Origin of the sequence: Dasania marina DSM 21967 (assembly GCF_000373485.1) — a bacterium.
In the GTDB taxonomy this organism is placed as follows: domain Bacteria; phylum Pseudomonadota; class Gammaproteobacteria; order Pseudomonadales; family Dasaniaceae; genus Dasania; species Dasania marina.
The window spans coordinates 803,079-815,981 of record NZ_KB891575.1; the positions used below are offsets into that span (position 1 = coordinate 803,079).

Annotated in this window: 13 protein-coding genes; 8 read left to right on the forward strand and 5 right to left on the reverse strand. The window is 47.6% G+C overall.

Annotated elements, in window-relative coordinates; all coding sequences use genetic code 11:
• Nucleotide 1 precedes the first annotated feature (1 nt).
• Genes B067_RS21130 through B067_RS19605 form a run of 5 tightly spaced genes read left to right on the forward strand, consistent with a single transcriptional unit; the run spans nucleotide 2 to nucleotide 5,488 of the window.
• The gene (locus B067_RS21130) at nucleotides 2-679 is read left to right on the forward strand and encodes an ATP-dependent zinc protease family protein (RefSeq protein WP_051083805.1); all 678 of its coding nucleotides are present in this window, start codon (nucleotides 2-4) and stop codon (nucleotides 677-679) included.
• Nucleotides 680-690: 11 nt separating this feature from the next.
• Complete coding sequence (locus B067_RS0103710; RefSeq protein ID WP_019528710.1) at nucleotides 691-2,226, forward strand: inactive transglutaminase family protein; 1,536 nt, start codon at nucleotides 691-693, stop codon at nucleotides 2,224-2,226.
• Nucleotides 2,227-3,177 carry an alpha-L-glutamate ligase-like protein gene (locus tag B067_RS0103715; RefSeq protein ID WP_019528711.1) on the forward strand — a complete coding sequence of 317 codons (951 nt, stop codon included), beginning with the start codon at nucleotides 2,227-2,229 and terminating at the stop codon, nucleotides 3,175-3,177.
• A 32-nt stretch (nucleotides 3,178-3,209) separates the two neighbouring features.
• Complete coding sequence (locus B067_RS0103720) at nucleotides 3,210-3,830, forward strand: glutathione S-transferase family protein (protein WP_026244389.1); 621 nt, start codon at nucleotides 3,210-3,212, stop codon at nucleotides 3,828-3,830.
• 14 nt (nucleotides 3,831-3,844) lie between these two features.
• On the forward strand, nucleotides 3,845-5,488 hold the full coding sequence (locus B067_RS19605; protein ID WP_019528713.1) for a succinylglutamate desuccinylase/aspartoacylase domain-containing protein: 1,644 nt from the start codon (nucleotides 3,845-3,847) through the stop codon (nucleotides 5,486-5,488).
• A gap of 12 nt (nucleotides 5,489-5,500) precedes the next feature.
• On the opposite strand, the gene B067_RS0103730 is transcribed toward B067_RS19605, so the two are convergent.
• On the reverse strand, nucleotides 5,501-6,310 hold the full coding sequence (locus B067_RS0103730) for a PilZ domain-containing protein (protein ID WP_019528714.1): 810 nt from the start codon (nucleotides 6,308-6,310) through the stop codon (nucleotides 5,501-5,503).
• A gap of 70 nt (nucleotides 6,311-6,380) precedes the next feature.
• Here B067_RS0103730 and B067_RS0103735 point away from each other — a divergent pair, with 70 nt between their 5' ends.
• Nucleotides 6,381-7,229: a substrate-binding periplasmic protein gene (locus tag B067_RS0103735; protein WP_019528715.1), complete on the forward strand. Its 849-nt coding sequence runs from the start codon at nucleotides 6,381-6,383 to the stop codon at nucleotides 7,227-7,229.
• A gap of 29 nt (nucleotides 7,230-7,258) precedes the next feature.
• Here the strand turns inward: B067_RS0103735 and B067_RS0103740 are convergent, their stop codons facing one another.
• The 4 genes from B067_RS0103740 to B067_RS0103755 all read right to left on the reverse strand — a co-directional run bounded on the left by B067_RS0103740 (nucleotide 7,259) and on the right by B067_RS0103755 (nucleotide 10,428).
• Nucleotides 7,259-7,618, reverse strand: a complete 360-nt coding sequence (locus tag B067_RS0103740) for a cupin domain-containing protein (RefSeq protein ID WP_019528716.1) — start codon at nucleotides 7,616-7,618, stop codon at nucleotides 7,259-7,261.
• Nucleotides 7,619-7,780: 162 nt separating this feature from the next.
• Complete coding sequence (locus tag B067_RS0103745; protein ID WP_019528717.1) at nucleotides 7,781-8,908, reverse strand: GNAT family N-acetyltransferase; 1,128 nt, start codon at nucleotides 8,906-8,908, stop codon at nucleotides 7,781-7,783.
• Between the two features lie 8 nt (nucleotides 8,909-8,916).
• Entirely contained in the window at nucleotides 8,917-9,810 is an 894-nt protein-coding gene (gene ubiA / locus B067_RS0103750; protein ID WP_019528718.1) for a 4-hydroxybenzoate octaprenyltransferase, read from the reverse strand.
• A gap of 48 nt (nucleotides 9,811-9,858) precedes the next feature.
• Nucleotides 9,859-10,428, reverse strand: a complete 570-nt coding sequence (locus B067_RS0103755; protein ID WP_019528719.1) for a chorismate--pyruvate lyase family protein — start codon at nucleotides 10,426-10,428, stop codon at nucleotides 9,859-9,861.
• A 285-nt stretch (nucleotides 10,429-10,713) separates the two neighbouring features.
• Here B067_RS0103755 and B067_RS0103760 point away from each other — a divergent pair, with 285 nt between their 5' ends.
• Together B067_RS0103760 and B067_RS0103770 are read left to right on the forward strand one after the other, a co-directional pair.
• On the forward strand, nucleotides 10,714-12,093 hold the full coding sequence (locus B067_RS0103760; protein WP_019528720.1) for an FAD-dependent oxidoreductase: 1,380 nt from the start codon (nucleotides 10,714-10,716) through the stop codon (nucleotides 12,091-12,093).
• Nucleotides 12,094-12,227: 134 nt separating this feature from the next.
• The gene (locus B067_RS0103770) at nucleotides 12,228-12,506 is read left to right on the forward strand and encodes an HU family DNA-binding protein (RefSeq protein WP_019528722.1); all 279 of its coding nucleotides are present in this window, start codon (nucleotides 12,228-12,230) and stop codon (nucleotides 12,504-12,506) included.
• Nucleotides 12,507-12,903: the final 397 nt, after the last annotated feature.

The window sequence follows — 12,903 nt, forward strand, 5'->3', positions numbered from 1 at the left end:
TATGAGCGCACTAAGCCAGTTACTAAAACTGCTGCTGCTGTCCTTATGTGTTTCCGCGTGTAGCTTTTTTGAGCTGCAACCAGAACCCATACCGGCGCCGGTAGTTAAAGAGCAAGAGCAACAACAGGCAGAGCCACCGCTGGCTGCTGAAAAAGTAATACACAGCTGTGAGCAGCCCATAGTTAGAGAGGTAATTACCTATGTAGAAAAGGAATGCCCGGGCAAAAAAAAGGCCATTGTTAAAAAAGCTAAGTTGCAAGCCAATGCCAAAGTCGTTGTGGGTAGAGTGGAATACGTCACTATAGATAACAACGATATTGCTATCAAATCGCGTATAGATACCGGCGCAAAAACCTCCTCACTCAACGCGCAAGACTTGTCTGAGTTTGAACGCGATGGTAAAAAATGGGTGCGCTTTGCCGTGCTCAACCCCAATAATCAAGAAAAAATATACTTTGAGAAAAAGATTGTACGCTTTGTGCGAATTAAACAAATCGGCCCTGATTTTGAGCGCAGGCCAGTGGTTAAGCTGCCCCTGCAACTGGGTACTGTTAATGAAAATATAGAGCTAACCTTAACCGATAGAAGCGATTATCTGTATCAGGTACTAGTAGGGCGAAATTATTTATTAGACCGTTTTTTAGTAGACGTTAGCCAAAAATACACAGCTAAAAAATAGGAATATTGCCCATGTCGCCACGTGCTCAGGTTTACCTATTAGGTCTATTGCTCATCTTGATGGGTTTAGGGTTGATGACCTATAAGAGCGAAATGCTAAGCATGCCTGTTAGCCCCGGCGAGTACGCTACCGTGTGGACAGTGGAGGCTAAGGTAGGCTTTGATGCACAAGGGGGCGCGGTTAAAGTGTCGCTGGCCTTGCCACGCAATCAAAACAATATGGAAGTGATAGAAGAAATTTTTAGCAGCTCAGGCTATGGCTTTAATATATACGACAATGCCGGCCATAGGCGCGCCGAATGGACTAAGCGCATGGCCAGCGGTAAACAAACGCTGTATTACAAATTAGATGTACACAAGCGTCCTTCAGGTGAAGGTTTGCCGGAATTGGACGCCAATATCTTGCGCGCTAAACCTAACTGGCAGGGTGAGCGACAAGAGGCTCTGCGCAATGCGGCAGCCTCTATTATTAACAACAGCTGGCAGTCTTCGGCCGATAAAGAAAGTTTTACCACTCAGCTGTTAAAGGCAATGAATGACAAAAACAATAACGACGCTAGGTTAATACACAATAAACTATTAGAGAAAGAAACCGTAGACCTAGCTTTAGACCTGCTGGCTTTGGCTGAAATCCCCGCCCATATCATTCGCGGGATCTATCTGGAAGATGATAGAAACCGAATGAGTTCTGATGCCTTGGTAGAAATTTATGATGGTAATAAATGGTTAGTGTTTTCCACGAAAACGGGTGTCAAAGGCCTGCCCGATAACTTCTTGGTATGGCAGCGCGGCGACGTGTCCATGATAGACGTAGAGGGTGGCAGCCATTCGGCAGTGACTTTTTCGGTATTGGCGAATGATGTGCCCGCCCGCAAGGTAGCCTTGGAACAAATGGGTGGTGAACAAGCGGCCCTGTTAGATTACTCCATTTATAGCTTGCCCATAGAGCAGCAAAGCGTTTTTAAATTTATCTTATTAGTGCCTATAGGCGCATTAATGGTGATTTTTTTACGGGTAGTCATTGGTATACGCACGGCGGGTACTTTTATGCCGGTATTGCTGGCCATAGCGTTTATACAAACCCATTTGCTAAACGGTGTGCTGATCTTTTTGTTAATACTGAGCATAGGTTTGTTTGTGCGTTCGTATCTAAGTAGGCTGGATTTATTGCTGGTAGCGCGTATAGCGGCAGTGGTGGTGATTGTTGTTTGCTTAATGTCGTTTATCAGCATTGTCAGTTTTAAGTTAGGCGTAGAGCAGGCGTTAACAGTGACTTTTTTCCCCATGATAATTATTGCCTGGACTATAGAGCATATGTCGATACTGTGGGAGGACGATGGCCCCATGGAAGTACTAATACAAACAGCCGGTAGTTTGGCGGTGGCGATACTCTGCTACCTAGCAATGACCAATCACTATATAGAGCATTGGATGTTTAACTTCCCCGAATTGCTGTTCACTCTATTAGGCATGATTATTATTTTGGGCCACTATACCGGCTACCGAGCATCAGAGCTGATACGCTTTCGTTATATGAGGCGCTCATAAATGATGTTTGTTTGGCCCAAAGAGCTAAAAGCGCTGGGCTTATTAGGCATGAATAGCCGCAATATTAATTATATTGCTAGACATAACCCCCGCCATTTATACCCGATAGTTGATAATAAGCTACTCACCAAAACAGCTGCCTTGGCAGCAGGCATACGCGTGCCAGAATTATTAGGGGTGATAGAAAGCAACCATGAGTTGCGCAAGTTGCCTGAGATGTTAGCACCATTAAACCAGTTTGTGATTAAACCCACCCGAGGCAGTGGTGGTAAAGGTATATTGGTAATTAGTGATCGTGAGTTTGATTTTTTTCTTAAAACCAGCGGTAGTAAAATTTTACAAAGCGATATCCGTAGACATGTGAATAATATTTTAAGTGGTCTCTATAGTTTGGGCGGCAAGCCCGATAAGGCGATGATAGAGGCGATGATTCACTACGATGATGTGTTTAATGAGTACACCTACGAGGGTGTGCCGGACCTGCGCATAATAGTTTATAAAGGCTTTCCCATTATGGCCATGCTGCGTTGCGCCACGCACTCTTCTGATGGTCGCGCTAATTTGCATCAGGGTGCGATAGGGGTAGGCATAGATATACAAACGGGTAAAAGTCTTTATGCGGTGCAACACGGTAAACGTATTATCGAACATCCCGATACCGGCAAAAACTTTAGTGAGTTATGTATTCCGTATTGGCCAGAAATTATGCGCTTAGCTGCTGGCTGTTATGAGATGACCGGATTGGGATATATAGGCTGCGATATAGTGATAGATAAACATCAAGGTCCCATGATACTAGAGCTAAATGCTAGGCCAGGTTTGGCCATACAGCTGGCCTGCGGCCTAGGTTTAGCCAAGCGGCTCACATTTATTGATCGCTTAGATAAAGAGCTTATGGAACAAGATGCGGATAATCGAGTCTCTTTTGTGATGGCCAATCAGCTAGGTTAATCAAACCAGCAAGCACAGGGTGGAAGTTTATTATGATTACAGTATACGGTACGCCACATAGCCGCAGCATGCGCATAACCTGGATGTTAGAAGAGTTACAATTAGCCTATGAGTTTGTGCCTATAGATTTTAGTAAAGGCGAACATCGCAGTGAATCTTTTTTAGCGCTAAATTCAGCGGGGAAGGTGCCGGTTATAAAGCTGGATAATTTTGTTATGACAGAGTCGGCAGCCATAGTAAGTCACTTGGCTGAGCTGTACAGCAACGGTCAATTAATACCTGCTGCTGCCAGTGAACAAAAAGCGCGGTATCAGCAGTGGTGTTATTTTGCACTCTGTGAATTAGAGCAGCCGCTGTGGACTATGGCTAAGCATCGCTTTGCTTTAGCAAAAGAATGGCGAGTACCAGCGGTAATCGATACTGGGGCCTGGGAGTTTCAACAAGCACTGGCTTTATTAAGTGCGGGCCTAGCCGACAAACCTTATATATTGGGAGATGACTTTTCTGCCGCCGATATATTAATTGCGCATACCTTACTATGGGCCGAGGCCTTTCAGCAGCCTCTAGCCGCGGACAATATCCAAGACTATTTACAGCGCTGTAAACAACGTCCGGCATTCAACCGCGCCGTGCAAAAAGAAACTGTCACCTAATCTTTGTAGGAACTATGTTAAAAAAATCGTTAAAAAAACCGTTTTTTGTAATAACTGTTAGCCTTGTCGCTTTGGCTACCACTGGCTTACTACAAGCCGAGTCGCCGGTCGTGAGTACTCAGCAAAGCAGCGCAGAAGCTAGTGCTCAGTCACCGACTATTGATAGCACACAGCCAGCGCCGCGACCCAAAAAACCTAAGCAGGCAGCCAAACCTGTAGATTTGGCACAACCTATAACTATAGAAGAGATTGTCCCGCCACCCGTTAAAGAGGATGAAGCTAGCGCTAAGGCCGCACCACGAAAAAAACAAAAAGCGATAGTGGTGGCTAAACCGGCAAAGTTAGAAGAGGTGGTTGAAGAGCCGAGCATTATTGTTAAGCCAGAACCTGCAGCGCAGCCGACGACTACGCCAGCGCCACCTGTTGTGCTCATAAAAAAACCACAAGATAGTAGTGCCCCAAAGCTCGTTCAGCAAACCAGCCCTCAGTCAGCCGGCAATGTCTCTGACGCCGCTGTGGTTGTTGATCAGCAACAAGAAACAGCTACCGCAATGTTACCGGCGATAGAGTTATCATTAAATATTGCTAAAAAGCAGCAGGACGATGGTTATGAGCCTCTGGTTATTTTAGATACGGAAATCCCCCTGGCGACAGCTACACGTTTAGCTTGGACGCCCGACCAATCCTTTAAAGGCATAGCGGTACCTACACCCGTATTGGTGGTGCATGGCGCTAAACCGGGGCCTGTGGTGTGCTTAACCGCGGCCATACACGGCGATGAACTCAACGGTATAGAAATCGTCAGGCGGGTTCTGTATAACTTAAAACCTGAAAAATTAACCGGCACCGTCATCGGTGTGCCCATCGTTAATTTACAGGGTTTTCACCGCAACTCCCGTTACTTGGCTGACCGCCGTGATTTAAACCGTTACTTTCCCGGCAATCCTGCCGGTAGCTCAGCATCGCGTTTGGCCCATTCTTTTTTTAATGAAGTGATTGCCCACTGTGATGCGCTGGTAGATTTACATACTGGCTCTTTTTATCGTACCAATCTGCCACAGCTGCGCGCCAATACTAAAAACCCTGAGGTGTTAGCTTTGGCCAAACAGTTTGGCGCAACGGTTATTGTGCATGGCAAGGGCGCGCCGGGCACTTTGCGTTGGGCGGCGGTAAAAGCCGGCATACCTGCGGTAACTTTGGAGGCTGGCGAGTCCATGCGTTTACAAGTGGCAGCGGTAGAGCATGGGGTGAAGGGCATAGAAACGCTGCTAGAGCAAAAAAATATGCTGCACAGCTTAAAGTTTTGGAAAACCACAGAAGCCATTTATAAACAAACTCTGTGGGTACGTGCCGATCAAGGGGGTATTTTATTTAGCCGCGTTAGCGAAGGTGCTCAGGTTAAGCCCGGTGATATATTAGGGGTGGTTACCGATCCCATTACCAACGTCAGTAGTGAAATCATTGCGCCGTTTAAAGGCCGAGTTATAGGCATGGCTTTAAATCAGGTAGTAATGCCGGGCTTCGCTACTTTTCATTTAGGTATAGAGGCGGCCAATATGATACAGCCCCAGGAAATCGATGAATATAATGGCGTAGACTCAGAGTTGAGCACTGAAACCGTCGATGAAACGATTACCGAGCTGGAAGATTTTAATTAGCCGATAAACGCTTTACAAAAAGATAGAAGACAATTCACCTAATTGTAAAGACTCTAGGTAGTGATTAACCGAGGGCTCAGCCTCAACAAAACTTAGCCCTATAGTCACTTCGTGGTTAGTGATTTTGTTGACGGAGGAAACGTTAGTGTTGAGATTTTCAATTTCAGTACCTGGGTGAAAACGCAGAGTCAGTTGCAGGGTTTGGTCTTTTAATGTGTCCACAGCGCCTGAGAACAAGCTGGGGTCAAATTGTATCTGGCAGCCTCCCTTGCTGATATCAGTTATCACCGCGGCAAATGTTTGCTCTTTATACTGGCAGCTAGTGGATAGTGCGCAGGGTAGGCGAGCATCACTTCTTAGGGGTTGGCTTTGTATGTTTTTAGGGAAGCTGCTCAGCAATAATTTACTGCCACTGTAATTAACGGCGATAACCTGTGATTGAAAGGCAAAAATATAGCCTTGTGCTATCAGTCGCATCACAAAAACTTTTTCAGGAAAAAATATATTATCGTAGACCGCGTCCACGCTTTCTTTTTTCATTTGCTTGGGCGTAGGTAGCGCAGTAATTAAAACCTTGTTGCTGTCTACGCCTATTAGGCGAGTGAGGTATGTTAACGATCCGTCTAAACTGGATACCTGTACGGTGGCGCCTAGGTTTAGTTTTGCTAGCATACTGGCCGGGCTGATCGGTTTATTGCTGGGCTCAGAGGCGGTAGGGTTACCCTTGTTGGCCATATATAATTCTCTAAAGTGATAGGTAAAACCACTATTAACCCTAGCGGAATTCACTGGAATCGCCAGTGTTGACGGCTGTGTTAACATGATGTTTTCTGTTGAGGCTATGATGATAGAGGCCTTGCCGCAGACATTTTATTTTGTATAGAGCCATGTAGTGAAGTTATTTATTTATACCGTAGTCTTGATGCAATACCTCAGCTGTTTTTTAGTGAGTTCGGCGCTATGGGCTAATAGCGAGGAACCCTCACCAAAAATAATTAAGGTGGCGTCCGAGCATTGGCCTGATTTCGTCAACCCCGACGGCACGGGCTTGTACTTTGAAATCATAAAAGCGGTTTATGAGCCTGTGGGTATAGCTGTTCAGCTTACCATTGAACCCTTTAAGCGGGCGCGTCTTGGCACGGTGCAGCAGCATCACGACGTGGTAATAGGTACGTACTCGCAGGCCTACCGCGGCAATGATCTACTGTTAACACCGCAGTACCCTATCAACACCGAGCGAGTATTGGCTATTTACCACAAAGATAGCACGCTGGATTGGGCGCGGGTTTATCAGCGTAATAAACTAGGGGCTGACAGCGCTATCGGCTATACAATAGCGTGGATTATTGGCTATAACTACGATCAGTATTTAGGGATAAAAAAAGGCTTGGAGTTACGCCGCAGCGAGCAGGGTTTAAAAATGCTTGTTCAGCGGCGCTTAGCCGTTTTTTTAGAGCCGGAAGATGAAGCCTTAGTTTTATTGCGGAAGGAATTTGTAGACTTACAGTCGCAGCTGCGTTGGGAGACGGTGCTAACGCGCAATATTTATTTGGCGTTTAGCCACAACGCTAGGGGCAAGCAGCTGTGCAAAATCTACGACCAGCGTTTACCGCAGCTTTATAAAGACGGTGTGCTGCAGGCATTGTTTAAAAAATGGCAGGTAGATTTTACTAAGCTCAATGTTGATTGGCAGGCTGCGTCACAAGATAATACGTTTTGTGAGCCTTTAGGCCAGCCGTGATAGGGCTATCACGGCTAAGCAAGAGGGGCTTATTCCTCGTAGATTACATAGATTTTTTGGGTAGGCTCTACCACTTCCCATTCCCCTTCAAAACCCGCGGGCACGCAGATTTTGTCGCCGGCAACCATCACTAACTCGTTGCCATCTAGATCGCGCAAAATAGATTTGCCGCTGAGTATGTGAAAGTATTCATTTTCGCTGTATTTAATTTTCCAGCAGCCTACATCGGCACCCCATTCGCCGGCAAAGAACTTATCCTTTACGGCAAAGTGGAGCTGGTTATTTTGCTCGGGATTACCTTTGACTAAACGATCTTCAGCAGTAGGGTAACGCTCTACTTTGGCGCTACTGCTTGCAAAGTTTACCAAATCAGTGATTTTTTTAGCCATATTGCCTCTATGTGTGTTGGCCTAAGCTAAGACAGTTGCTCTGCCTAGTTTAAACCCTGTGTTGCTATTAAGGGAGAGAGGATGAATTTTACAGCCCTTTGCAAATAAATCCAGCGGCCAGCCTAAAAAATAAACAGCTGATTCGATGGGTACGCTATCAAGTTAAACGGTTTTAAACGGTAAGTGTTCTGAGCACTGCTGTTTATAACGTGTTAGCTCAGCGGTTTCCTGCTGCAAAAATTGTTTTATGGCGTCGGCAAAATCCGGCCTAGCTATCCAATGTTGGGAGTAGGTGTCTACCGGCTGAAAGCCGCGTTGTATTTTGTGCTCGCCCTGTGCGCCTGAATCAAAACGTTGTAAGCCCTGCTCTATACAAAACTCTATACCTTGGTAGTAACAGGCTTCAAAGTGCAAATGCTCCGCCTCTACATGGCAACCCCAGTAGCGGCCATAAAGGCTGTGGCTATCAAAAAAGTTTAGCGCCCCGGCGATGATAGTTTGATCTTTAATGGCGATCACTAACATGATTTGCTCGGCCATATTGCTGGCTATGCGATTAAAAAAGTCGCGGTTTAAGTAACCTCCGTGGCCACTGCGTTTGGCATAGGTGCTTTGGTAGAAGGCATAAAACTGCTGCCATATTTCATCGGTAATCTGTGCGCCGGTTAAACGCTGCAAACGTATACCCTGTTGCGCCACACGCAAGCGTTCTTTGTTCAGTGCTTTGCGCTTGCGAGATTTAAACTGGGCTAAAAAATCATCAAAGCAATTATAACCCTGATTAAACCAGTGAAATTGCACACTGCTACGCGGCATAAAGGGCGCGTTAAAACCGGCAGCCTGTTCGGTGTATAACACATGCACAGAGGAGGCGTGTAACTGCTGAGCATGATTGATTAATTGTTGGCTAACCGCTTCTTGAACCATGTCAGCATCACAGCTAGGATGCAGGCATAGGCGCGGCCCGGTGGTGGGCGTAAAGGGTATGGCGGCTAATAATTTGGGATAATAATTATAGCCGTGGCGGTGGTAGGCCTCGGCCCAACTCCAGTCAAAGATGTACTCGCCATAGGAGTGCTGCTTAATATACAGCGGCATAACGGCGAGCAGTTGCTCGCCCTGATAGACGCAGAGGTGCTGGGGTTGCCAGCCGGTTTTTGCGCTAACCGAGCCGCTAAGCTCTAACGCCGCTAAAAACTCATGGCGGCTAAAGGGATAGTCCGTGCCGCTAATGGCATTCCATTGTTGGTGACTAATCTCGCTAATACTGCGCAGATAACGAAATTCCATAGCCAGTCTTATTGAGCTGTTGCGATTAAAGGGGGCAGGGCATAATCCAAAACTACGCCTATAAAAATTACCATGCCTACCCAATTATTATTTAAAAAGGCAGCGAAGTAAGCTTCTCGAGTCTGTTGCTTAATGAGCCGTTGCTGGTAGATAAAAAAGCCAGCCGCAGCGGTTAAGCCTAAATAATAATAAGCACCCAAATGAAACTGCTGGCCAGCTAAAAATAGCGTAAAAATCATACATAGTTGTAAGAGCGCAGTGATGATTTTAGTGTCGTCACCAAACAAAATAGCGGAGGATTTCACCCCAATTTTCAAGTCATCGTCTCTATCCACCATGGCATAAAAGGTGTCGTAAATCATCGCCCATAATGTCGAGCTTATAAAAAGCAGCCATAAGATGGGGGGCAGGTTCTGCGTTTGCGCCGCAAAAGCCATGGGGATGCCCATGGAAAAGGCCATGCCCAAAACTAGTTGCGGCATATGGGTGTAGCGTTTCATAAAGGGGTAGCAACTGGCCAGCGCCAGCGCGGCGAAGGATAGCTGTATGGTCAGCAGGTTGGTAAACAATACTAAGATAAACGCCAGCACACATAGCAGCACAAAAAAGCACAGCGCTTGTTTGCTGCTAATGCGGCCGGTGGCCAAGGGGCGCTGAGCGGTACGCTCAACATGACCATCGATATGCCTGTCGGCATAGTCGTTAATGACGCAGCCGGCTGAGCGCATTAAGAACGTGCCTAGGCTAAAAATAAGCAATAGTTTTATATCGGGCAGACCTTGGGCGGCTATCCATAAGGCACATAGGGTTGGCCACAGTAATAAATAAGTACCCACCGGTTTATAAAAGCGTATTAGGGCGAGGTAGTCAGGTAGCTGTGTGCGTAACTGGGCAAGCGTCATAGTATGGCTTCGTTATGGCTGCAGATAAGGATTGGGGACAGTCGCAGTTTACGGGGTAAAAGCTTGTAAAAACAACTCGCTGACCATTAACGGCTTGGCTCCCAGCTCAAAGCGCGAGCGCCGGCCCCACAGCGGCTGGCTTTGCTGTAGTTGCGCGGGCAGTTGCCAGCTGTCGCCAGACACACGGGCCAACTGAAAAGCGTGGCGTTGCATGCTGGGGTCGCTAAATAGCATGGCCCCTAGTGAGCTGTTATCAAATTTGCGTAGCCGTCGTAGCTGGCCGCGCAGCGAGGAGGCCGGTATCACGCTGCGGGCAAACACCCAAGGCTGGCCGTGGCAGAGCAATATTACTTCACGCACTATCGCTTGTTCGCGGGGCTGCATGGCCAACAACTGCACTTCCGATGCCCGCGGCCGTTGCCAGCATTGCTTGAGTACCTGCACGCTGAAGTGCCCCTGGCTGGCTTTGATCAAGCGCTGGGTTAAGGAGCCGCTATCCAATAGCCAAAGCCTGATAGCGGTAGGCAACTGATGGGCGGTATAGCGGTGATAGTCTTGCCAGTGTGTTTCTGTTTCTGTGCGGCCGGGTAGGGTCAAGCGTGGACATCCCTTAGTCATATTGAGTCGGTAGATTGAGGCTATAGCGCTCTTTAGTCCTCTTTAGCCTTAAAGATAGGCTTATTTTAGCACCGAAAGCAAAAGGCAATGAAGCGGTGATTGCTGAGTTAAAAAACATTGCGTTTCTATTTCTTCGGCCCTACACCCGATACGGGGCCGGTGCTATACTCGTCGACTCCGCAGTTAAGGCATGGTGGCCTCTGTTCATCATTGCGAATCGAATCTATCAAGGTTGCTCGCGGCGGCGGGCAAAACCGAAGTATAAAAAATTAAGAAGGTAGTGTTATGCAACAGTGGGTCTGTATTGTTTGTGGCTGGATTTATGACGAAAAAGTGGGCGACCCTGATTCAGGCATAGCGCCGGGTACCAAGTTTGAAGATATACCCGATGATTGGTTGTGCCCAGACTGCGGCGTGGGCAAAGACGATTTTGAGTTGATAGCGGTTAGCGAACCCGAGCCAGAAGTGCCGCATCACGAAGAAAACCCGGCTACCGACCACGTGCTTGCGCCAGTGATAATTTTAGGTACAGGCATGGCTGGCTATGGCGTAGCCAAAGAATTCCGCAAGCATGATAGTGAAACGCCTCTAATTTTGATCAGCTCTGACGATGGCCGTGCCTACTCCAAGCCCATGCTGTCTACCGGCTATACCCGCAATACCGAGGCGGCCGACTTAGTCGCCGCTGATGCCGGCACTATGGCTAGGCAACTGCGCGCCAGTGTCTGGACTATGACGAAAGTGCATAGTATAGACACCGCGCAACAACTTATACACATAGGCGATGGCCATAGCCAGGTGCACTACGGCAAGCTGGTGTTGGCCTTGGGTGCCGATACCATTATGCCGCCGGTACAGGGCGATGCTTTGGATCACGTGTATTCTATTAATGACTTATTAGACTTTGATGACTTCCGCAAAGCGGTTAAGAAAACCCAGGCCAAAAAGATCGTCTTAATCGGCGGTGGCTTAATAGGTTGTGAATTTGCCAATGACTTAATCAATGGCGGCTTTACCGTAGAAGTAGTAGATCCTTTGGCTTACTGCCTACCCACCTTACTGCCCGAGGCAGCGGGTAAAGCGGTGCAGCGTGCACTGGAAGCCAAGGGTGCCGTGTTCCACTTCGGCGACCTAGTCAGCGCGGTGAATAATAACACCGCTGGCGGCGTAACCGTTACTTGCCAAAGTGGCCAAGAGTTACAGGCCGACCTCGTGATTAGCGCTGTAGGCGTGCGCCCCCGCACCGGGCTGGCCGCGGCTGCCGGTTTAACGGTAAACCGTGGCATAGTGACCGATCGCAAACTGCAAACCTCGGCGGCTCATGTTTATGCCCTAGGGGATTGCGCGGAAGTGGATGGCCGCAGCTTGGTGTATGTGGCACCGCTGAACGCCGCGGCGAAAGCCTTGGGGCAAACCTTAGCGGGTAGCCCCAGCGATGTCATTTACCCCGCCATGCCAGTGATGGTGAAAACCCCGGCCTGCCCAGTGGCCCTTAGCCCTGCGCCATTAGGCGCTGAAGGCAGCTGGCAGATACAGCAAAACGGTAATGATACCGTGGCAGAGTTTCGCAATGCCGCCGGTCAATTACTGGGTTTTGCTTTGACAGGCGAGGGTACAAAAGAGAAGATGCGTTTACAAAAGGAGCTGCCCCCCATTTTGGCTTAAAGGGTCATGACAGCAAGTTGTAGGCTTGCTGTTAATTTGTAACGGTGGTTAGAGGAGCCATACACCCCTAGCCTACGCCATATCAAGCCAACAATAATTTCAATAATTATTCCCTTAACAGGAAGGAGCATCACATGCGCAAACCCGATTTGGCGGCCTATATTGCCGATAAAGCCGATTTACCCACCAGCCAAGCTAACGACGTGTTATCGGCTATACTCGATCAAATCACCATGAGCCTAAGCCGCAAAGAGTCGGTTACCTTAATTGGTTTTGGTACCTTTGAAGTACGTCACCGCAACGCGCGCACCGGCAAAAACCCACAAACGGGTGCCGAGCTACAAATAGCTGCCAGCAATACCGTAGGCTTTAAAGCGGGCAAAGCCTTAAAAGAGAGTGTCAATAAAGCCTAGTGCAGCATAGCGCTAGTGAAATATAAAAAGCCCTTACTCATTAAGGGTTTTTTTTCGCCTATAGAAAAGCGATGGCAGCTGCATAGCGAAGCCTAGGCAATCATAAAACCTAGGCTTATCAAGTAGTAATAGCCAGCAGCAAGGTTTGGCTAGGTGTTAATTAGGTGATTTAAAGGGTAATATCACGGATTGTTAAGTGCTGTGTATTTTGTTGCAATAAAAACAAAATACCATGCAGTAAGGATGTTAATTGCGGCGGCTAACATTAACAGCGTTGTCTTAGGGAAAGGTCAAGCTTCACAATAGTCTAAACGGCTTTTTGCCTAATGCTTCGTCTGTGCGTAAACGCCAGCGATACATTAGCTGTGGTATAAGTCGATAATAATAAATGAGGTTG

What these genes read in the sequence shown, in the direction of transcription:
- B067_RS0103740 (WP_019528716.1), bottom strand. Translation starts at nt 7,618, where the DNA reads ATGGCTAAAAAAATCACTGATTTGGTAAACTTTGCAAGCAGTAGCGCC.
- ubiA (WP_019528718.1), bottom strand. Translation starts at nt 9,810, where the DNA reads ATGACGCTTGCCCAGTTACGCACACAGCTACCTGACTACCTCGCCCTA.
- B067_RS19605 (WP_019528713.1), top strand. Translation starts at nt 3,845, where the DNA reads ATGTTAAAAAAATCGTTAAAAAAACCGTTTTTTGTAATAACTGTTAGC.
- B067_RS0103720 (WP_026244389.1), top strand. Translation starts at nt 3,210, where the DNA reads ATGATTACAGTATACGGTACGCCACATAGCCGCAGCATGCGCATAACC.
- B067_RS0103755 (WP_019528719.1), bottom strand. Translation starts at nt 10,428, where the DNA reads ATGACTAAGGGATGTCCACGCTTGACCCTACCCGGCCGCACAGAAACA.
- B067_RS0103760 (WP_019528720.1), top strand. Translation starts at nt 10,714, where the DNA reads ATGCAACAGTGGGTCTGTATTGTTTGTGGCTGGATTTATGACGAAAAA.
- B067_RS21130 (WP_051083805.1), top strand. Translation starts at nt 2, where the DNA reads ATGAGCGCACTAAGCCAGTTACTAAAACTGCTGCTGCTGTCCTTATGT.
- B067_RS0103745 (WP_019528717.1), bottom strand. Translation starts at nt 8,908, where the DNA reads ATGGAATTTCGTTATCTGCGCAGTATTAGCGAGATTAGTCACCAACAA.
- B067_RS0103730 (WP_019528714.1), bottom strand. Translation starts at nt 6,310, where the DNA reads ATGTTAACACAGCCGTCAACACTGGCGATTCCAGTGAATTCCGCTAGG.
- B067_RS0103710 (WP_019528710.1), top strand. Translation starts at nt 691, where the DNA reads ATGTCGCCACGTGCTCAGGTTTACCTATTAGGTCTATTGCTCATCTTG.
- B067_RS0103770 (WP_019528722.1), top strand. Translation starts at nt 12,228, where the DNA reads ATGCGCAAACCCGATTTGGCGGCCTATATTGCCGATAAAGCCGATTTA.
- B067_RS0103715 (WP_019528711.1), top strand. Translation starts at nt 2,227, where the DNA reads ATGATGTTTGTTTGGCCCAAAGAGCTAAAAGCGCTGGGCTTATTAGGC.